This window comes from Rhizobium sp. UGM030330-04 (assembly GCF_003208455.1).
In the GTDB taxonomy this organism is placed as follows: Bacteria; Pseudomonadota; Alphaproteobacteria; order Rhizobiales; family Rhizobiaceae; genus Agrobacterium; species Agrobacterium rhizogenes_A.
Genome location: NZ_QKML01000002.1, coordinates 351884 through 371491, shown reverse-complemented (window position 1 = coordinate 371491; position 19608 = coordinate 351884). Strand labels below are relative to the sequence as shown.

Below are 19608 nucleotides of genomic sequence, written 5' to 3'. Positions count from 1 at the left end.
TTGAACAAGCGCGTTAAAAGCATATCGTCGATACTGAGCAGCGTCCTCCTGACGCTGTTCGGTTTGATGGTCATCACCTTCATGATCGGGCGCGTCATGCCCGTCGATCCCGTCATCGCGGCGGTCGGCGATAACGCGCCCGAAGACGTCATCGTGCGGGTGCGGGCCGAAATGGGCCTCGACCAGCCGCTGGTCGTGCAGTTCTTCCATTATGTCACGCAGGTCCTGCATGGCGATTTCGGCAATTCGATCCTGACCCGCAATCCGGTCTGGATCGATATCAAGCGCGTTTTTCCCGCCACGTTCGAACTTGCTACCGCAGCCCTCATTCTGGCCGCGCTGATTGGCATTCCGCTCGGCGTCTGGGCCGCCGTGAAGCAGGGCAAGCTGACGGATCAGGTGATCCGCGTCGTCTGCCTTGCCGGTCACTCCGTGCCGGTCTTCATGCTGGCGCTGATTTCGCTGCTCGTCTTTTACGCCACGCTTGGCGTCGCACCGGGACCGGGCCGGCAGGACATCATCTATGACGGCATGATCACGCAGGTCACTGGCCTGATGACGGTCGACACGCTGCTTGCCGGTGACTGGGACGCCTTTTACGACGCCATCGCCCATATGGTGCAGCCCGTCTGCATTCTCGCCTATTTCAGCATGGCCTATATCACCCGCATGACGCGCGCCTTCATGATCGACGCGCTGAAGGGTGAATATGTCATCACCGCCCGCGCCAAGGGGCTTTCGGCCATGACCGTGATCTGGGGCCACGCCTTCCCGACGGTCGCCGTGCAGCTCGTCACGGTTCTGGCGCTCACCTATGCCGGCCTTCTCGAAGGTGCCGTGGTGACGGAAACCGTCTTCAGCTGGCCGGGCCTTGGTCAATACCTCACCGTCTCGCTCATGAACGCGGACATGAACCCGGTCGTCGGAGCAACCCTGTTGATCGGCTTCATCTATGTCGCCCTCAACCTGCTCGCAGACGTGCTTTACAGAGTTATGGATCCTCGCGTTCGATGATGTTAGCTAATTTCAGAAACTGGGCGCTGGATGAGACGCCGCATTCCCGCACACAGGCTGCCTGGGGAAACCGGTATCGCATCTGGCTCAACCTCAAGTCCAATCCGCTGGCGGTGATCGGTCTGACCATCATCGTCCTCTTCATCGCGCTGTCGCTTCTGGCGCCGCTGCTCGCGCCCTTTGATCCGGCAACGCAGAATCTCGGCAACCGCCTGGCATTCCCTAGCGCCGAACACTGGTTCGGCACGGATGAGCTGGGCCGCGACATTCTCTCGCGCATTCTCTATGGCGGCCGCGTCACGCTCGGCATGGTCATTGCCGTCGTCGTTCTCGTGGCACCCATCGGCCTCGCCATCGGCTGCATCGCCGGTTATTTCGGCGGCATTGTCGATACGGTGCTGATGCGGGTGACGGATGTGTTCCTGGCCTTTCCGCGCCTCATCCTCGCGCTAGCCTTCGTCGCGGCGCTGAAGCCCGGCGTTGAAAGCGCCATTCTCGCCATCGCGCTCACCGCATGGCCGCCCTATGCGCGCCTTGCCCGCGCCGAAACCATGACGGTGCGCGGCAGCGACTTCGTCGCGGCCTATCGCCTGACCGGCGCTTCCGCCTGGCGCATCATTGCGCGTCACATTGCGCCGCTCTGCGTGCCGAGCCTTATCGTGCGTATCACGCTCGACATGAGCTCGATCATCATCACCGCCGCCAGCCTCGGCTTCCTCGGCATGGGCGCACAGCCGCCTTCGCCGGAATGGGGTGCGATGATTGCGACGGCCAAGCGCTTCATCTTCGAACAATGGTGGGTCGCCACCATTCCCGGCATCGCCATCTTCCTCGTTTCGCTCGCCTTCAACTTCCTTGGCGATGGCTTGCGTGACGTTCTCGACCCGAAGGGACATTGAGCCATGCTGGTCGAAATCGAAAATCTGAAGATCGCTTTCCAGACCCGCACCAGCCGTTTCGAGGCGGTGCGTGGCGTGTCCATGAAGCTCGGTACTGAAAAGCTCGGCATTGTCGGCGAATCCGGTTCGGGCAAGAGCCTGACGGCGCGGGCGCTGATGAAGCTTCTGCCCTCCAATGCGGATATCCGCGCCGACAAGCTCGCCTTCGACGGCATCGACGTGCTGTCCGCCAGCGAAAGGCAGATGCGCCAGATCCGCGGCAAGCGGGCGGGTTTCATTCTGCAGGACCCGAAATATTCGCTGAACCCGGTGAAGACTATGGGTGCACAGATCGCGGAAGCCTGGCGCGCCCATAAGGGCGGCAGCAAGCGGGCCGCCATGGAAGCGGCCATCGGCCTGCTCGATCAGGTGAAAATCCGCAATCCGCGTCAGGTTGCCTCGTCCTATGCGCATGAGGTTTCCGGCGGCATGGGCCAGCGCGTGATGATCGCCATGATGCTGGCGCCCGATCCGGAATTGCTGATCGCCGACGAGCCGACCAGCGCGCTCGATGCCACGGTGCAGGCGGAAATCCTGCGGCTGATCGAGGAACTGGTGTCGGAACGCGGCATGGGCCTTATCCTCATCAGCCACGACCTGCCGCTGGTTTCGCATTTCTGCGACCGCGTCGCCGTCATGTATTCCGGCCGGGTGATGGAAGAGCTGAAGGCGTCCGAACTCCTGAAAGCCGAACATCCCTATACAAAGGGACTTCTGAACTGCATTCCCTCGCTGACGCATCCGCGCGAGCGTCTTCCCGTTCTCAACCGTGATGCAGCGTGGTCCAGCCAATGATCGACGTCGATAATCTCCGTATCAAGTTCGGCGACCGCGAAGTGGTGAAGGGCGTGTCCTTTTCGGTGGAAAAGGGCGGCAGCTTTGGCATCGTCGGCGAAAGCGGATCGGGCAAGTCCACCATCCTGCGCGCCATGGCCGGCCTCAACGAAAGCTGGGAAGGGCGCATCGCCTTTGCCGGCAAGGATGCACCGCTGAAGCGCACGCCGGAATTCTTCCGGCAGGTGCAGATGGTGTTTCAGGACCCCTATGGCTCGCTGCATCCGCGCCAGACCATCGACCGTATTCTCAGCGAATTGCCGCTGGTGCACGGCATGGACAATATTGAAAAACGCATCCAGCAGGCCCTGTCCGATGTGGCGCTGCCGCAGGCGGTGCGTTTCCGTTTTCCGCACCAGCTCTCCGGCGGCCAGCGCCAGCGCGTAGCGATTGCCCGCGCGCTGATTGCCGATCCGCAGGTGCTGCTGCTCGATGAACCGACTTCGGCACTCGATGTGTCGGTGCAGGCGGAAATCCTGAACCTGTTGCAGGACCTGCGCGCGGCGCGCAACCTCACCTATATTCTCGTCAGCCACAATCTCGCGGTCATTGCGCATCTGTGCCCGCAGGTTGGCGTGATGCTGAACGGGGACATGGTGGAGCAGCTGAGTGCCGGCGATCTGCGAGATGGCCGGACCAAACATCCGCATACGGAAGAGCTGCGTAGCCTGAGTATCCGGCTGGAAGAACCGGCCTGAGTCTACGTTGCCAATAAATCGAGCGGGTGCCACGAGTTTCTTCTCCCCCTCGGGGAGAAGAAACAAGCGGCGATGCCGAGGCTTTCTGTAGAGACGACAAGACACGAGACCGAGCCATGCCAAAAGAATTCGACTGGAACGCCGCTTCAACCCTTTCTGAGAGCTTTGTCTCGCAATGGGCGGACAATGAGCCGGGCGGGGCGGTCATCGGTTTTGATCTCGATGGCATCCGTTTTGCCCATGCCGGCGGTGTCGAGAGCCTCTCGACCTTCGCGCCCTTTACGCCGCAGAGCGTGGTGCGGTATGCCTCGGTCACCAAACATGCCTTCTGTGCCATGGTGCTTGCGCATTCCGATCTGATCGGCCTTGACGATCCACTCGGTAAACATCTGCCGGAGTTGCAGTCGCCGCTCCGCGACGTCACGGTGGGGCAGGCGCTGGATATGAGCGGTGGCCTGCCGGATACGCGTGAATGCCTCTCGCTGCTTGGCCTTTCCGTTTATACCGAAACGAAGGCCGGACCGCTTCTCGACTATCTGTCGCGGCTCAACCGGCTGAATTTCCCTGCCGGTAGTGAGGTGTCCTACTCCAATACCGGTTACCGGCTGGTGGAGGCGGCGTTGGAGCGTCGCGGTTTCCGTTTCGATGATTTTGTGCAGACACAGATTTCCGGCCCGTTCGGCGTGTTTCTGAAGGCGCCGGATGTCTGGAACGATCCTGTCGACGGGCTGGTGCCGGGCTACTGGAAGGCTGAAAACAACTGGCAGCTTTCGGCCGCCGGCCTGCATATTTCCGCTTCGGGTAGCCTTGCGGGCAGCGCCGAAGCACTTACCCGTTGGTTGCAGGGGCTGATGCGGGGCGAGGGAAGCTTCGCGGGTGTTCTGGATGCGCTTTCGGCTGAGCGGCCGCTCGCCGATGGACGGATGAGCGAATATGGCCTCGGCCTGCGCTGGTCGCATCTCGGAGACAGGCGTTTCGTCGGTCACGGCGGTTCGCATCCGGGTTACAAGACCTACTTTCTGCTTGATCCGGAAAACGGCACTGGCTTCGTCGTGGTGTCGAACCGTGAGGATACCAATGGTTTCAAGATCGCGCTGGAAGGCATGGCGGCTTTGACCGGCCTGCCTTTGCCCAAGCCTGCCGCCAGCCTGCCGGAAGGCCTCTATGTCACCGAAAGCGGGCCGTGGTGGCTGGAGATCAAAGACAGCACATCCACTTTCATCGATGGCGACGACACGCTTTATGAAGATGCCGATGGCTGGGTCTCCTCCCGTTCCGCATCCTCTCCGATGCGTCTCAGGCTGGATGGTGCCGCCATTGTCGGCGAGGCCGGTCACGCCGCTCGCCGCTTCCCGCCGGTCGGCCAGCATGTCGTGCCGGACGATCTTTCGGGCTTGTGGCGCTCGGATGAGGGAGCGGAATTTATCATCAGCGGTTCCTCTCTGACGATGGGCATCGGCCCCACGCGCCGGAGCATGCCCTTGAAAGCGCTCGGCAATGGCCGCTTTCTGTTCACGCTCATCGATGGGCCGTGGACGAAGCGCGTCTGCCTCAACCGGCTGGGTGACGACCGGATCGAGCTGGTGTCCAGCCGGGCGCGGATGATCGAATATTCCCGCGCGCGGTAAAGGGGATTTCAAAGACGCCTGAATGCTCCTAATAAAGACCCGTGTTCCCGGCAGGCCGGGACAACATCTTTGTGGGAGAACAGGCCCTTGGAAGTCAAATGGCTTGAGGATTTCCTGGCGCTGGCCGGAACGCTCAATTTCTCGAAGGCGGCGGATGAGCGGCATGTGACGCAATCCGCCTTCAGCCGGCGCATCAAGCAGCTGGAAGCCTGGGTGGGGGCGACGCTGGTCGACCGCGCTTCCTATCCGTCGCGGCTCACCGAGGCCGGGGTGAAATTCGTGCCGGTGGCGCAGGAGACGCTGAAGCAGCTTTACCATGCACGGCGCACGCTTCTTCAGGAAGAAGGGGCCGATGCCAGAACCGTTCGGCTGACGGCGCTGCATACCCTGTCCTTCACCTTCTTTCCCGACTGGCTGAAACGGGTGAACGAGACGGCCGGACCGCTGTTTTCAGTTCTGCGGCCGGATTCCGGCAGCATGGAGGAAAACCTCAATTCGCTGGTGGACGGGCAGAGTGATTTCCTTCTGACCTATGCCCATCCCGAAGTGCCGATGCTGCTCGATGCGCAGACCTTCGAATTCCGCGTGCTGGGTGCAGAAAACATCATTCCGGTTTCCGCGCCGGCGAAAGATGGTTCACCGCTGCATGCGCTGGTGGAAAATGCGCGAAAACCCTTTGCCTATCTGGATTATGAAAAGGCCTCGTTTTTCGGGCCGCTGCTGCGCGATCTCCTGAGCGCGCGGCTGCCGCAATTCGAGCGGGTGCATGAGGGCAGCATGTCGGTGGGGCTGAAAGCCATGGCGATGGCCGGCTGGGGTGTCGCCTGGGTGCCGGAAAGCCTGATGCGGCACGAACTGGATAGCGGCGCTCTGGTGCGCGCCGCCGATTCAAGTTTCGATATTGCCGTCGATATCAGGCTTTATCGTTCCAAGGAGAACCGCCGGCCCGTGGTTGAGCGCATCTGGGCGGTTCTCGAAGGTTAGAGCATTTCCGGGAAAAGTGGCCCCCGGTTTTCCATCCGGAAATGCGACAAACAAAACGCTTTCGATCAGATGGCCGTGCGGCGGGCGTTTTCGAGATAGAGCGCGCGCAGGCGGCTCACCATCGGGCCGGGCTTGCCGTTACCCACCGGCTTGCCGTCGATCTTCGTGACCGAAACCACGAAGTTGGAGGCGCTGGTCAGGCAGGCCTCGTCGGCATTCAACGCCTCTTCCAGCGTGAAGGGGCGTTCTTCCAGCGTGAAGCCGGCTTCCTTGGCCAGTTGCAGGGCGGCAAGACGGGTGCAGCCGGGCAGCGTCTTGTTGCTGTTGCCGCGGGTGATGATCTTCTTGTCGGCGGTGACGATGTAGGCGGTCGAGGACGCGCCTTCGGTGACGAAACCATCCTCGATCATCCACGCCTCGTCGCAGCCTTCAGCCTTGGCGATGCGTTTGGCCATGACCTGCGGCAAAAGGCAGACGGTCTTTATATCGCGACGTTCCCAACGCTGGTCGGGAACCGATTTGACGGCGATGCCGGCTTCTTCGACCGGGGTGCCGATCAGCTTCTTGGCCTGGGTGAACATGACCAGCGTCGGCTTCAGATCGGCGGAGAACAGGAAATTGCGGTCTTCGGCGCCACGCGTCAGCTGCAGATAGATCATGCCTTCGACGAGATTGTTGTCGGCAATCAGCCGGCGTTCCGCCTCGACGATCTCTTTCGTGGTGACCGGCAGCGGCACGTCGATTTCGCGGGCGCTACGCTCCAGCCGGGCCATGTGCAGGTCGCTGTCGATCAGCTTGCCTTCCAGAACGGAGGTAACTTCATAAATGCCGTCGCCAAACAGGAAACCGCGGTCGAAGATGGAGAGGCGGGCGTCCGCTTCGGGCAGGAATTCGCCGTTGACGTAAACGATGCGACCGGATGGGCTAGTCATGAAAACTCCGTCTGGAAAAGTCAGGCTGAAAGAAGGGTTTTAAGGGCGTCGATGGAAATGGCCTCGAGCGTGGACACCTTGCCGGTGCCGGCATTGAAGCCCGTGGTCGCTGTTGCCGTACAGAGCGAATTGAGGATCGCCTCCTCCGTCGCCTCAATCGCTGCTTCGAAGAGCGGCGAAATCGCATCGTTGGAAAGTTCTGGATAGTCTGCGACGGCCTTGCGGCGCGCGGGCGTGCGGCGCAGCCGCTCATCGGTGGAAAAGGCCAGAGCGTAATCGCCGGAGCCATTGCTGAGTGCTGCACCCGTGCGCGCCAGCCCGCCGAAGCTTCTGGCCGCCAGACGCTTCAGGTTGCGGGAGGAGAGCGGCGCGTCGGTGGCGACAATGATGACGATCGAGCCGTCCTTATCCTTATGGGCAGGGCTGACATAGGGTTTGCCGCAGACCAGCAGATGGCCGCCGTAATTGGACTGGACAAGAATGCCGATCGTATAGGTCGTTCCGGCGATAGTGACGATGCGGGATGCCGTGCCGATGCCGCCTTTCATGCCGAAAGCGACCGTACCGGTTCCGGCACCAACGCCGCCCTCGGCCACGGGGCCTGTGGCCGCGGTTTGCAGTGCGGCCGAGATTTCCTCGACCGTCGGGCGGCCGGCGCGGATGTCGTTCAGGCGGGAATCGTTGGTTTCGCCGACGACGGCATTGATCGAGACGACTTTCTCATTGCCCGGCTGCGCCAGTGTATGGTGGTTAATCGCCTCGATGGCCCGGCCTGTCGCCAGCGTATTGGTGAGGATAACAGGTGTTTCGAGTTCGCCGAGTTCCTCGATCTGGGTGGAGCCGGCAAATTTGCCGAAGCCGTTATAGACGGCGAAGGCGGCGGGCACCTTGTCCTGAAACAGATTGCCGCCATGCGGCAGGATCGCGGTTGCGCCGGTGCGGATCGTGTCGCCTTCGATGACGGTCGAATGGCCGATGGTCACGCCTTCGACATCGGTGATGGCGTTGAGCGGGCCGGTTTCGAAATGGCCGGGCCGGAAACCGATATCGCGCAGTCTCGGGCGGGTCGTCTGATGCATCGGGCGATCACTTTTGCGGAATGCAGGCTCAAGGTGGAACAGGCGCGGCTTCATGAAAAGCTTTGCTCTGACTTGACGTTAGACTACTTCGCCGGGAAACGGCATCGCAAAAATGGAATAGTTTTATGCGGGCAATGGATGCGCTCAGGAGGCGCGCAGCGCGGCTTCGCCTTCACGCTCCAGCCATTGCCGCATCGCCTCTTCCGTCTCTTCGCGCGTCGGTGCGCCGATGCGACCGCCGAAGACGGTGCATTTCAGCGCGGCGGCGACAGAGGAGAGCCGGATGGCGGCGCGGCTTTGCATGCCTTCAGCCATCGCCAGCGCAAATGTGCCGTGGAAGATATCGCCCGCCGCCAGCGTGTCCACCGCTTTGACCTGCATGGTCGTCTGGAAATGCACCGTGGGATCACCGGCGTCCGTCCACCAGCAGCCTTGCGGACCGGCGGTGACGGCGACGAAGGTCTGCGGGTAGCGGGAATGCAGCACCGGCAGCATGTCCTTCACCGTTTCAAGTCCGGTCAGCCGGGCGGCGGCGGGTTCGGAAAAGACGATATGGGTTGCGGCGGGCGCAAGCTTCTCCAGCGTTTCCACCGGCGCCACATCGCCATCCAGAATGGCCGGTTTGCCAAGTGCGCGCGCCACGGTGAGCACATCGAGTGCCAGTTCCGGCCAGCGCACATCCACCAGAACGGCATCAAACGGGGCAATATCTGCCGGCGTGCAGGAGCGTTTTTTCTCATGCAGACGATGATCGTAAAAAGGCACGATCAGCCGTTCTCCCCGGTCATCGATGATGATCGTCGACAGGGCCGAGCGCGCGCCGGCGGCGATGGTCATGCCGGCAACATCGATGCCGCCTTCGGCGAGATCGCGCAGGATGCGGGTGCCGGTTTCGTCGTCGCCCACCGCACCCCAGAGGCTAGCGCGGCCGCCCATGCGATGGGCGGCATAGGCGGCGCTCGACGCCATGCCTTCGGCAATCTGCAGCATCTCATAGGGCAGGACCTTGCCTTCGCCCTTCGGCATGTCATGCACACGGAACAGGGTGTCGAGCACGGCGGCGCCCACGCAGAGCACATGCTTGCCGCCCGCTTCCTTTACCATTCTCTTCGCTCCTGCCGTGTTCAGATACGCTTGCCGCTGTCCTTGTCGAACAGATGCACGGTTGCCGGATCGATGGCAATGTGGATCGTATCGCCGAAGCGGACATCGAGGCGCTCGCGGAACAGGCAGGCGATCTCGTCACCCTTGCAGTTCAGCTTGGCGTAGATTTCCGAGCCGGTGCCTTCGACCAGTTCTACCCGGCCTTCGATGCCGGTCTCGGCGGCGCGGATATGTTCCGGCCGCACGCCGTAGACGAGGTCGCGGCCGCCCAGTTTGCCGATATCGGCATTGGCGGGCAGCGGCAGGCTGAGGCCCTTTGCGGTGCGGAAGACGCCTTCCTCCACCCGACCACGAATGAAATTCATGGCCGGCGAACCGATGAAACCGGCGACGAAGAGATTGGCGGGATTGTCGTAAAGCTCGAGCGGCGCGCCGATCTGCTCGATGACGCCATCATGCAGCACCACGATCTTGTCGGCCATGGTCATGGCTTCCACCTGGTCGTGGGTGACATAGATGGTGGTCGTGCCGATGCGCTGGTGCATGGCCTTGATCTCGCCGCGCATCTGCACGCGCAGCTTGGCATCGAGGTTGGAAAGCGGCTCGTCAAACAGGAAAACCTGCGGATCGCGCACCAGCGCGCGGCCCATGGCGACACGCTGGCGCTGGCCGCCGGAAAGCTGGCGCGGATAACGGTCCAGCAGCTTTTCCAGCCCTAGAATGGCGGCGGCCCTGTCGACCTTGGCTCTGGTTTCCTCGGCGCTGACCTTCTTCAGCTTCAGCGCGAAGCCCATATTATCCTTGACCGTCATATGCGGATAAAGCGCGTAGTTCTGGAAGACCATGGCGATATCGCGGTCACGGGCGGGCAGGTGGCTCACCTCGCGCGCGCCAATGTGGATTTCGCCGTCACTCAGTTCCTCCAGTCCGGCTATCATCCGCAGCAGGGTGGACTTGCCGCAGCCGGAAGGGCCGACGAGGACGACGAACTCTCCGTCCTTGATGTCGATATCGATACCGTGGATGACGTTGACCGAGCCGAAGCGCTTCTGGACGTTTTGAATATTGACCGGTGCCATGTTTTGGTTCCCGTTACGAGCAATTCCAGCAAAAGTGTGTCGCGGTTTTGCGTCCGGAATTGCGTTAAAAGAGTAAGGGCATGGAATGCCCTTCGTGGGTTCAGCCGCCCTTGACGGCGCCGGCGGTGAGACCCGCCACGATCTGTTTCTGTGCGAACATGGTGAGCAGCAGCACCGGCAGCGTCACGATGAGCGCGGCTGCAGCAAGCGGCCCCCAGCTGACCTGTTCGAAGGACAGCATGTTGTAGACCGCGACCGGCAGGGTGCGCGTTTCACGGCTGGCCAGCACGATGCCGAAGACGAAGTTGTTCCACGAGAAGATGACCGCGAGGATGAAGGAGACGACGATGCCGGGCTTGGCAATCGGCAGCGCCACCAGCCGGAACACCTGCCAGGAGGATGCGCCATCGATGCTTGCCGCCTCTTCCAGTTCCTTCGGTGTGGTCTCGAAATAACCGATCATGATCCAGACGACGATCGGAACCGTCACGACAAGATGGATGATGATCTGCGGCCAGAGTGTGCCCAAGAGGTTCAGCCATTGGAACAGCAGGAACAGCGGAATGAGGAATGAGAGGCCGGGCGTCATGCGGGCGATCATGATGACGACGGCGGATTTTTCCGCCTTCAGCCGGGCGATGCCGTAACCGGCGGGTACGCCGATGACGAGCGCCAGAATGGTGGCCGCACCGGTGACGAGCACCGAGTTCCAGAAATAGAGGAAGAAATTATTCTCCTCGAACACCTTCACATAGTTCGACCAAGCGAAACGTTCGGGAATGAGGATCGGCGGATAGGCGCCGTTGTCGATCTCATATTTCAGCGAGAGCGAGATCATCCAGATGAAGAACAGGATGACCGGTGAGATCATCACCAGCGCCACGAAGAAAAGGCCGATGCGATCGAGTGTCTTGCGTTTCAGGATTTTTCCAGACATCAGCGATCCTCCATCTCGTTCCACTGCGAGCGCTGGCGCACCATCAAAAGCACGAAGGACAGCGCCACGATGATGATGAAAAAGACAACGGCCATGGCCGAGCCGTAACCGATGTCGTAATAGGAAAACGCCGTATTATAGAGATAGATGTTGATGGTTTCAGACGCCGTGCCAGGCCCGCCTTGCGTCATCGCATAGATGATGTCGAAGCTTTTGACGGCATCGATGGAGCGGATGATGACGGCGATCATCAGAAACGGCGCAATCATCGGCATGGTCAGGTAACGGAATTTCTGCCAGGCGTTGGCGCCGTCAATTTCAGCACTTTCATAGGGTTCGCGCGGCACTGCAGCCAGCCCGCCGAGCACGATCAGCATGACCAGAGGCGTCCACTGCCAGGTTTCCACCAGCACCAGCGAGGGAATGACGGTCGACTGGTTGTAGATCCATTCCAGCGGTCCGATGCCGATGAGCGACAGCAGATAGTTCAGGACGCCGAGCTGCGGGTGGAACATCATGGTCCAGACGAGCGCGATGGCGACCGGGGTCGCCATCATCGGCATGACGAAAACGCCGCGCAGAAAACCGCGCAGCGGAAACTGCGCATCGAAAACCAGTGCCGCCAATGTTCCGAGGAACAGCGGGGCGACCACCGACAGCACGGTATAGATGAGCGTGTGCCAGAGCGATTCCCAGAACCTGATATCGCCGGCGAGCCGGATATAGTTCTCGAAACCGATAAAGCTCTGCTCCTGTCCGAGCGTCCAGCGGTGCACGCTCATCCACAGGGTAAAGACCCATGGAAAAACGATGACAGCCAGAATGACGATAAGTGCCGGTATGACGAAGGGCCAGTAGTTGGGAGCAAGCCTTGCCGGCCTGCTCCCTTCTCTACGACTGACGCCTGTCTTGGTGTTTTCGATGCTCACGGAGGCCATTATCCCTCGCTACGTGCCAGAACGGGTGCGAATTGCTCCGTCGCCTTTTTCAGCTCGGCTGCCGGGTCCGCGCCGCCGATCATGTTGGTGAGGCCGACGCCGTAGATGTCGCGGAATTCCGTCACCGGAATGATGACGGGAAGCGCAAGCTGCGAGACCTTGCCGGAACCGACAACGGCATCCAGCCAGGCGGCCGGCATCTTCACGCCTTCGCGGACCTTCTGGTCTTCGAGGATGGACTGCCGGAATGGAACGCCGGCACCGGCCTGCAACAGACGCGCGCCCATTTCATGCGAGATCGCCCATTGGCAGAAGAGATAAGCGGCTTCCTTCTTGCTGCTGGCTTCGACGACGCCGAGACCATCGCCGAACGTGCCGGCGGCCTGAACTGCCGGGCCTTTCGGCATGACGCCGTAACCGACCTTGCCGACGACGCGGGATTTTTCCGGGTTCTCGATCGGCGGCGCAAAACCGACGCCATCGAACCACATGCCGATCTTGCCCTGCAGGAAGGCCGATTGCGCTTCCGCCCAGTTGAAGCCGGAGACGCCGGGAGGTGCTGCCTTGGTCATCAGGCGTTGGTAAAGCGCTGCCGCTTCCACCGCTTCCTTGGATTCGGTGTCGATCTTTCCATCCGCACCGATCGGCTTTGCGCCATAACCCAGCATCAGCGAGGTCCAGACTGGAGTATTGGCGTTCTTCAGGCCACGGGCGACGAAACCATAGGTGTTTGTGGCGGGATCGGTGATCTTTTCCGCCGCCGTTACCAGTTCCTCGAAGGTTTCAGGGTATTTCAGGCCCTTGGCTTCGAAGAGTTCCTTGTTCCAGTAAACGATCCAGTAATCCACCGAGAAGGGCAGCGAGCGCAGCACGCCGTCGCTATCCTTGGCAAACAACATGCCGGCTTCAGCGAAATCCTTTTCGACCAGCGACGGATCGGTGAGCGACGGATCCTTCAGGAAGCCGCTGATATCGGCCAGCCACTTGCCCTTTTCGAACTGGCGCTTCTGGACGTGATAGCTCAGATGCACGACGTCGAAGCTCGGCTTGCCGGAGGAAAGCTCGATCACCACCTTCTGGCGTTGCTGTTGTTCAGGCGTTGCCTCGGCATTGACCTTGATGCCGGTCAGTTCTTCGAATTCGCCGAGATATTTGATCAGCGTTTCGCTGCGCGGGCTTTTGACGAGGTTGACCTCAAGCGTGGTGCCGGCGTGTTTTTTCCAGTTCACCGCCGCCGATGCCGGGCGAATGCCGAACATCGCGCTGCCGCCAATCGCGGCCGTGCCTGCCAGAAAGGCGCGACGCGTGGGGTTGAGCAATGAATGCGTCATGTCAGTTCTCCTCCAGATTAGCCGGAAATTCTCCTCACCCCGGCTTGTTGCTTATTTTCCTGCAATCCCGAATTGAAGCCGTCCCATGGCTTCTCCGGAATTGCCCTATACCGCCAGCGCCCTGTCCCTTGCGTTGCGGATATGGGCGGTCAGCCGTTCCACGGCGTCTTCAACGGATCGTTTCTCGATGGCCTCGAGAATGGCGAGATGTTCCTTCATCACCGACTTCACATGGCCGGCGATGCGAAAGCGCTCCTGGTTGATGAGGCGCATCTTGATGGAATTGACGCGGTAGGCATTTGATATGATCGAATTGCCGAGACTATCGATGAAGGCATCGTGCATGCCCCAGTCCACCTGCTGGGCATGCTGATCGAGCTCCGGCGATTCTCCGCTATTTTCAGCTGCTTCGGCAATATCGCGATGCTGTTTCAAAAGCTTGGCGATGGCCTCATCTGAAGCCGAGCGGGTGAACAGCGCCACGGCCTCCTTTTCAAGGAAGATGCGGAACTGGAATGCTTCACGGATAAGGTTGATGTCGATATGGGCGACCTGCAAGCCCCGCTGCGGCACGGTCTTGATCAGCCCTTCCGCCTCCAGCCGCGGAATGGCCTCCCGGATCGCCCCCAGCGGCAGACCCGTCAATTCCACGAGGCGGCGTTGCGAGATGAATTGCCCCGGGCGAACATCACGCGAGAGAAGGTGATGCGTAAAGCTCTCATACGCCCGTTCCCGCAATGTCTGTTCGCCGGTATCGTCCATGCTCAACCTTTCAAGGTCTGTTCAAGCGGCCTGTTTGCGAAACAGCGCGTCGAAAGCGCCTTCGATCTGCCGCCGGTCCTCGGGTGAAATGGCGACGAGCGGCGCGCGCACGTCCGGCCAGATGTTCTCCCCTGTCGTATGTGATACCAGCACCTTGACGGCTGGCGTAACCGGGAATTTCAGAAGTTCCACAACAAGATCTTCAACGCGCTTGTCGTCCTTGCCGTCAACGGCCATGGCACGGACTTCCTGTGTCAGGAAATTGGCGACGCCCGAGATTGCGCCCTGGCCGCCGAGGCGAACGCCCTTCGCCAGATCGCGCTCATCGCCGATCAGGATGACGAGGTCGCCATGCTCTTTCAGCAGGCGTTCGGTATGGCTCCAGTTGCCGGAGGAATCCTTGACGCCGGTGACGATGCCGGGGAATGCCTTTTTCAGCCTTCCCACCAGCTCGACCGACAGTGTCACCATGGTCACGGAAGGAATGTTATAGACGAGGATGTCACGGGCGCCCTTGCCGATCTTTGCGAAAACCGCCGAAAACCAGGCGAACAGGCCGTCATCGCTGACATTCTTGAAATAGGAGGGCGGGGCGAGAAGAATATTGCGGGCACCGGCTTCCAGGGCCTCGGCCGACTGGTCCGCCGCATCCTCGATGGAATCCACGAGAACGCCGGTGACAAGGCGGGACGGCGCAATACCGGCTTCGATGAAACGGGAGAGGATGACCTGCCGTTCGCGGCTACCGACGGAGCATCCCTCACCGGTGGTGCCGAACAGTGTCACGCTGTCACAACCGTTTTGAAGGCAGCGGCGGGCATGAGCGATCATGGCGTCGATATCGACGGTTCCGTCCGTCTTGAACGGGGTTGTCAGGGCTGCCGAAAGGCCAAATTTCTGGGTCAATTAAGATGCTCCTCCAAGGTGACCACGGATTGATAGCGTACTGACATGTTAGTTGTAAATATCTAATTGCAGGATGACTGTTTGAGGTGTCGGGCGGAGGGAGATTCGGATTTCGGATCGCGTGGCGCATTGTCTTCCTGCCGTGACGCATGGAGCCATCGCAGGGAATTGAAGCGGATGCCCTTTCGTACCGCTTCTCTCAGGGCACATTCCTTGTCAGGGCTTGCGAAAAAATGCGAAAATAAAATTTGACTGTTCGAGTAAAGATTTTTATCAGGCAATCTGAATATAGGGATAAAGGGACCATCACCATGACTATTGCGGAGCCTTCAGCGCCTGTAGCCGAGATCGAACAGAGCCGCGTCAAGAGACTGAAAGCAGCGACGCGCGAGGCGCATGGTGAACTCGATGCCTTCATCATGGCTTCGAAGCCGTTCGAGAGTCGGGAGAACTTCGGCAAATTCGTCGAAACGCAATATCTTTTCCATCGCGATCTCGACGCCTTCTTCTCCAATGCCACGCTTGACAGCCTGCTTCCTGACCTTAAAGGCCGCCGCCGTCTCGCCATGATCGAGCAGGACCTTGCCGATCTCGGGCTCGCTATTCCGGAAGCCAGGGCTGCGCGTTTCACCGGCGAAACGCCGTTCGATCTGCCGGAGGCGATGGGCTGGCTTTATGTGGTCGAAGGTTCCAATCTCGGTGCGGCTTTCCTGCTGAAAGATGCGGCGAAGCTCGGTCTTGGCGAAGAATTCGGCGCGCGCCATCTGGCCGGCGCACCGGAAGGGCGCGGCCTGCATTGGCGCACATTCACCGCAGCGCTGGATGAAATTGCGCTGACGGTTGAAGAGGAAGAGCGGGTTGTCGCGGGCGCCGAGGCTGCGTTCCGGGCCGTCCATGCCTACGCGCAGCAGCGGCTGGGTTGAGGTTTTGGCATAGCTGCGCGATTGTTGTCCTCATCGCACAGAAGTGCCCCGTCGCGCGTGCGCGTTTGATTGAGTGTTAACACCCCAGCGCCGTCACCCCGGACTTGATCCGGGGTCCAGCGCGATCAAGTCCTTGATCACGAAAGACTCTATTCACGGCGCAGACGCGTCGTGGCTGGATGCCGGATCGCGTCCGGCATGACGAAGGAGAGCCTTCGGATTTCCTACATCGGTCTGGGATTGTGGTGAGGGCCGCTCGCCTTTGACGTATCGCTCTCTATATTTGCCGAATAAACAGGCAAATATTTTTACCAAATGATAAAAATTTTGCCTTTTGATCAAGGCTCGATGCGCCCCAAAATTTTATCCATTTGATAAAATTATTTTATTTGGTCTGGCACGGAACCTGCTACTCTTTTGTCAAGTCAGGAGACACCTGACGTAAAAAGGGAACAGCAAAATGGAAGTTGGTGTTTTTATCCCGATCGGGAACAATGGGTGGCTTCTTTCTGAAAACGCGCCGCAATACAAGCCGAGCTTCGACTTGAACAAGGCGATCACACTGAAGGCGGAGCAATATGGCTTCGACTTTGCGCTGTCGATGATCAAGCTGCGCGGCTTTGGCGGCAAGACAGAGTTCTGGGATTATAATCTGGAATCCTTCACGCTGATGGCAGGCCTTGCCGCCGTCACCTCCAAGATCAAGCTTTTTGGCACGGCCGCCACGCTGGTCATGCCGCCTGCCATTGTTGCTCGTATGGCGACGACGATCGATTCCATTTCCGGCGGCCGTTTCGGCATCAATCTGATTACCGGCTGGCAGCGTCCGGAATACAGCCAGATGGGACTGTGGCCGGGCGATGATTATTTCGGTGATCGCTACGAATATCTCGGCGAATACACCACCGTTCTGAAAGAGTTGCTGACGGACGGGCAATCGGATTTCAACGGCAAGTTTTTCAAGATGGAAGATTGCCGCATGAAGCCGGTGCCGCAGGGTGATGTGAAGCTCATCTGCGCTGGCTCCTCCAATTCCGGCATGGCGTTTTCGGCCAAGTTTGCCGATTACAGCTTCTGCTTCGGTGTCGGCGTCAATACACCGAAGGCCTTCGCGCCCACCAATGAGCGGCTGCTGGCAGCAACGGAAAAGTCTGGCCGCGAGGTGAAATCCGTCGTGCTGACGATGGTGCTTGCCGAGGAAAAATCCGAAGACGCCTGGGCGAAGTGGGAGCATTACAAGGCGGGTGCGGATGAGGACGCGATCAAGTGGCTCGGCCTGCAAAGCGCCGTCGACACCAAATCCGGCTCCGACACCAATGTGCGGCATATGTCCAATCCCGTCTCGGCGGTCAACATCAACATGGGAACGCTGATCGGCTCCTATGAGGAAGTGGCGGCCATGCTGGATGAGATGAGCGAAGTGCCGGGAACGGGTGGCGTGATGCTGACCTTCGACGACTTCCTCGAAGGCGTCGAAAAATTCGGCAAATATGTGCAGCCGCTGATGAAGAGCCGGGCGCATGTTCAGGCCGGACTGGAGGCTGCGGAATGAGCGAAGCCGTTGTGGCGGGTTACAAGGGGCCGGAAAGTCGTTCGGAAAGCGTCACGCTTCCCGCAAGGCCGGAGCCTATCACCCTGAAACCCAGCGAGACCGCCGTTGTCGTGGTCGACATGCAGAACGCCTATTCGACGGAGGGCGGTTATGTCGATCTGGCCGGGTTCGATATATCTGGGGCCAAGGGCACCATCGCCAACATCAAGAAAACGCTGGATGCAGCACGTGCGGCGGGCGTGCAGGTCATCTATTTCCAGAATGGCTGGGACAAGGATTATGTCGAGGCGGGCGGCCCGGGTTCGCCCAACTGGCACAAATCCAATGCCTTGAAGACCATGCGCAAAAGGCCGGAACTGCAGGGCCAGCTGTTGGCCAAGGGCACATGGGATTATGCCATTGTCGACGAGCTGCAGCCGCAACCCGGCGATATTCTGGTGCCGAAGACGCGTTACAGCGGTTTCTTCAACACCAATATGGACAGCGTTCTGCGCGCCCGCGGTATCCGCAATCTGGTATTCGTTGGCATTGCCACCAATGTCTGCGTGGAAAGCTCGCTGCGCGATGCCTTCCATCTCGAATATTTCGGGGTGATGCTGGAGGATGCCACGCATCATCTCGGTCCAGACTTTATCCAGCAGGCGACGGTCTACAATGTCGAGAAGTTTTTCGGCTGGGTCGCCACCGTCAATGATTTCTGCGGTGTCATCTCGCAGGCCGCACCCGTCAGCGCTTGATATTCAACACAAGAGGAGAACGAAATGCCGAAAAAGATTATCGTGCCTGCCGGTACCAGCAAACCCATCGCTCCCTTTTCGCCGGGAACCCTTGCCGACGGCGTGGTTTACGTGTCCGGCACGCTGCCCTTCGACAAGGACAATAACGTCGTGCATGTGGGTGATGCGAGCGCCCAGACCCGCCATGTTCTCGAAACCATCAAGTCTGTCATCGAAACCGCCGGCGGCACGATGGAGGACGTGACCATGAACCACATCTTCATCACCGACTGGGCGAATTACCAGGCCGTCAACACGGTCTACGCCGAATATTTCCCCGGCGACAAGCCGGCGCGTTATTGCATCCAGTGCGGCCTTGTGAAGCCCGACGCGCTGGTGGAAATCGCCACCGTCGCCCATATCGGCAAATAGGGCGAAACGGCAGATGATGCATTTCGAGGTTCATGGCCGGACCGATCCTGAGGCGGCCACTATCCTGCTGTCTTCGGGGCTGGGCGGATCAGGCACTTACTGGACGCCGCAGATCGATGCCCTTTCCGACCATTTCCGCATCGTCACCTATGACCATCGCGGAACCGGCAGGACCGGCGGCGAGGTGCCGGCAGAGGGCGGCATATCGGCGATGGCGGATGACGTGCTGGAGATTGTCTCGGCCCTGAACCTCGAAAAATTTCACTTCATGGGCCATGCGCTTGGCGGCCTGATCGGTCTCGATATCGCGCTGCGCCAGCCCCGCCTCATCGACCGGCTGGTGCTCATCAATGCCTGGAGCAAGGCCGATCCGCATTCCGGACGCTGCTTTGACGTACGGATCGAGCTTCTGGAAAAATCCGGCGTCGAGGCATTCGTGAAAGCCCAGCCGCTGTTTCTCTATCCGGCCGCATGGATGTCGGAACATCAGGAGCGTCTGGCGCGGGACGATGCCCATGGCGTCGCGCATTTCCAGGGCAAGGCAAATGTGCTGCGGCGTATTGCGGCGCTTCGGGCTTTCGATATCGATAGCCGGCTTGGCGAGATCGACAATCCGGTGCTGGTGGTGGCGACGAAGGACGATCTTCTGGTGCCCTATACCCGTTCGCTGCGGCTGGCGGAGGGCCTGCGGCAGAGCGAACTTTGCCTTCTCGATTTCGGCGCGCATGCGGTGAATATCACCGAAACCGACCTTTTCAACACAAGGCTTCTGCAGTTCCTGCTGCCGGCCACCCGAACATTCTGACAGGATTTTAGAGCAA

20 protein-coding genes are annotated in these 19608 nt (G+C 60.0%); 11 read left to right on the top strand and 9 right to left on the bottom strand.

What is annotated here, in order from left to right:
• From N434_RS04835 to N434_RS04810, 6 genes are all read left to right on the top strand, one after another.
• Entirely contained in the window at positions 1-1014 is a 1014-nt protein-coding gene (locus tag N434_RS04835; protein ID WP_065114132.1) for an ABC transporter permease, read from the top strand.
• Positions 1011-1913 (top strand): nickel transporter permease, encoded by a 903-nt coding sequence (nikC, locus tag N434_RS04830; protein ID WP_110756355.1) that lies wholly within the window; start codon positions 1011-1013, stop codon positions 1911-1913. The genes N434_RS04835 and nikC overlap by 4 nt, the downstream gene beginning before the upstream one ends.
• Before the next feature lie 3 nt (positions 1914-1916).
• Complete coding sequence (locus N434_RS04825; RefSeq protein WP_004433197.1) at positions 1917-2747, top strand: ABC transporter ATP-binding protein; 831 nt, start codon at positions 1917-1919, stop codon at positions 2745-2747.
• Entirely contained in the window at positions 2744-3484 is a 741-nt protein-coding gene (locus N434_RS04820; RefSeq protein ID WP_065114131.1) for an ABC transporter ATP-binding protein, read from the top strand. Before N434_RS04825 ends, N434_RS04820 begins: the two co-directional genes overlap by 4 nt.
• Positions 3485-3600: 116 nt before the next feature.
• Positions 3601-5112, top strand: a complete 1512-nt coding sequence (locus tag N434_RS04815; protein ID WP_110756354.1) for a serine hydrolase domain-containing protein — start codon at positions 3601-3603, stop codon at positions 5110-5112.
• A gap of 87 nt (positions 5113-5199) precedes the next feature.
• A complete protein-coding gene (locus N434_RS04810; protein ID WP_065114129.1) occupies positions 5200-6096 on the top strand; it encodes a LysR substrate-binding domain-containing protein in 897 nt (298 codons plus the stop codon).
• Between the two features lie 65 nt (positions 6097-6161).
• Here N434_RS04810 and N434_RS04805 read toward each other — a convergent pair whose 3' ends face one another.
• The 9 genes from N434_RS04805 to N434_RS04765 form a co-directional block, all read right to left on the bottom strand.
• The gene (locus tag N434_RS04805) at positions 6162-7028 is read right to left on the bottom strand and encodes a D-amino-acid transaminase (RefSeq protein WP_065114128.1); all 867 of its coding nucleotides are present in this window, start codon (positions 7026-7028) and stop codon (positions 6162-6164) included.
• A 20-nt stretch (positions 7029-7048) separates the two neighbouring features.
• Positions 7049-8107: a P1 family peptidase gene (locus tag N434_RS04800; protein ID WP_110756494.1), complete on the bottom strand. Its 1059-nt coding sequence runs from the start codon at positions 8105-8107 to the stop codon at positions 7049-7051.
• A 144-nt stretch (positions 8108-8251) separates the two neighbouring features.
• On the bottom strand, positions 8252-9211 hold the full coding sequence (locus tag N434_RS04795) for a sugar kinase (protein WP_110756353.1): 960 nt from the start codon (positions 9209-9211) through the stop codon (positions 8252-8254).
• 20 nt (positions 9212-9231) lie between these two features.
• Positions 9232-10290, bottom strand: a complete 1059-nt coding sequence (locus tag N434_RS04790) for an ABC transporter ATP-binding protein (protein WP_110756351.1) — start codon at positions 10288-10290, stop codon at positions 9232-9234.
• Between the two features lie 100 nt (positions 10291-10390).
• Entirely contained in the window at positions 10391-11212 is an 822-nt protein-coding gene (locus N434_RS04785) for a carbohydrate ABC transporter permease (protein WP_031233854.1), read from the bottom strand.
• A gap of 14 nt (positions 11213-11226) precedes the next feature.
• On the bottom strand, positions 11227-12165 hold the full coding sequence (locus tag N434_RS04780) for a carbohydrate ABC transporter permease (protein ID WP_065114124.1): 939 nt from the start codon (positions 12163-12165) through the stop codon (positions 11227-11229).
• Positions 12165-13496, bottom strand: coding sequence for an ABC transporter substrate-binding protein (locus N434_RS04775; protein WP_110756348.1), 1332 nt, complete (start codon positions 13494-13496; stop codon positions 12165-12167). The genes N434_RS04780 and N434_RS04775 overlap by 1 nt, the downstream gene beginning before the upstream one ends.
• 105 nt (positions 13497-13601) lie before the next feature.
• On the bottom strand, positions 13602-14258 hold the full coding sequence (locus N434_RS04770; RefSeq protein WP_110756346.1) for a GntR family transcriptional regulator: 657 nt from the start codon (positions 14256-14258) through the stop codon (positions 13602-13604).
• Between the two features lie 21 nt (positions 14259-14279).
• On the bottom strand, positions 14280-15164 hold the full coding sequence (locus N434_RS04765; protein WP_110756344.1) for a dihydrodipicolinate synthase family protein: 885 nt from the start codon (positions 15162-15164) through the stop codon (positions 14280-14282).
• Positions 15165-15475: 311 nt separating this feature from the next.
• On the opposite strand from N434_RS04765, the gene N434_RS04760 reads away from it, so the two are divergent.
• The 5 genes from N434_RS04760 to rutD all read left to right on the top strand — a co-directional run bounded on the left by N434_RS04760 (position 15476) and on the right by rutD (position 19592).
• Positions 15476-16087, top strand: a complete 612-nt coding sequence (locus N434_RS04760) for a biliverdin-producing heme oxygenase (protein ID WP_110756343.1) — start codon at positions 15476-15478, stop codon at positions 16085-16087.
• A gap of 460 nt (positions 16088-16547) precedes the next feature.
• Positions 16548-17639, top strand: a complete 1092-nt coding sequence (rutA, locus tag N434_RS04755) for a pyrimidine utilization protein A (RefSeq protein ID WP_046801552.1) — start codon at positions 16548-16550, stop codon at positions 17637-17639.
• Positions 17636-18376, top strand: a complete 741-nt coding sequence (gene rutB / locus N434_RS04750; protein WP_006312121.1) for a pyrimidine utilization protein B — start codon at positions 17636-17638, stop codon at positions 18374-18376. The genes rutA and rutB overlap by 4 nt, the downstream gene beginning before the upstream one ends.
• Positions 18377-18400: 24 nt before the next feature.
• Positions 18401-18787 (top strand): pyrimidine utilization protein C, encoded by a 387-nt coding sequence (rutC, locus tag N434_RS04745; RefSeq protein WP_045023399.1) that lies wholly within the window; start codon positions 18401-18403, stop codon positions 18785-18787.
• 13 nt (positions 18788-18800) lie between these two features.
• Positions 18801-19592 (top strand): pyrimidine utilization protein D, encoded by a 792-nt coding sequence (gene rutD / locus N434_RS04740; RefSeq protein WP_181423874.1) that lies wholly within the window; start codon positions 18801-18803, stop codon positions 19590-19592.
• The last annotated feature ends 16 nt before the right edge of the window (positions 19593-19608 follow it).

Coding starts and splice junctions, on each gene's coding strand:
- nikC (WP_110756355.1), top strand. CDS start 1,011: ATGATGTTAGCTAATTTCAGAAACTGGGCGCTGGATGAGACGCCGCAT.
- N434_RS04825 (WP_004433197.1), top strand. CDS start 1,917: ATGCTGGTCGAAATCGAAAATCTGAAGATCGCTTTCCAGACCCGCACC.
- N434_RS04820 (WP_065114131.1), top strand. CDS start 2,744: ATGATCGACGTCGATAATCTCCGTATCAAGTTCGGCGACCGCGAAGTG.
- N434_RS04815 (WP_110756354.1), top strand. CDS start 3,601: ATGCCAAAAGAATTCGACTGGAACGCCGCTTCAACCCTTTCTGAGAGC.
- N434_RS04805 (WP_065114128.1), bottom strand. CDS start 7,028: ATGACTAGCCCATCCGGTCGCATCGTTTACGTCAACGGCGAATTCCTG.
- N434_RS04800 (WP_110756494.1), bottom strand. CDS start 8,107: ATGCATCAGACGACCCGCCCGAGACTGCGCGATATCGGTTTCCGGCCC.
- N434_RS04795 (WP_110756353.1), bottom strand. CDS start 9,211: ATGGTAAAGGAAGCGGGCGGCAAGCATGTGCTCTGCGTGGGCGCCGCC.
- N434_RS04790 (WP_110756351.1), bottom strand. CDS start 10,290: ATGGCACCGGTCAATATTCAAAACGTCCAGAAGCGCTTCGGCTCGGTC.
- N434_RS04780 (WP_065114124.1), bottom strand. CDS start 12,165: ATGGCCTCCGTGAGCATCGAAAACACCAAGACAGGCGTCAGTCGTAGA.
- N434_RS04775 (WP_110756348.1), bottom strand. CDS start 13,496: ATGACGCATTCATTGCTCAACCCCACGCGTCGCGCCTTTCTGGCAGGC.
- N434_RS04770 (WP_110756346.1), bottom strand. CDS start 14,258: ATGGACGATACCGGCGAACAGACATTGCGGGAACGGGCGTATGAGAGC.
- N434_RS04760 (WP_110756343.1), top strand. CDS start 15,476: ATGACTATTGCGGAGCCTTCAGCGCCTGTAGCCGAGATCGAACAGAGC.
- rutA (WP_046801552.1), top strand. CDS start 16,548: ATGGAAGTTGGTGTTTTTATCCCGATCGGGAACAATGGGTGGCTTCTT.
- rutB (WP_006312121.1), top strand. CDS start 17,636: ATGAGCGAAGCCGTTGTGGCGGGTTACAAGGGGCCGGAAAGTCGTTCG.
- rutC (WP_045023399.1), top strand. CDS start 18,401: ATGCCGAAAAAGATTATCGTGCCTGCCGGTACCAGCAAACCCATCGCT.
- rutD (WP_181423874.1), top strand. CDS start 18,801: ATGATGCATTTCGAGGTTCATGGCCGGACCGATCCTGAGGCGGCCACT.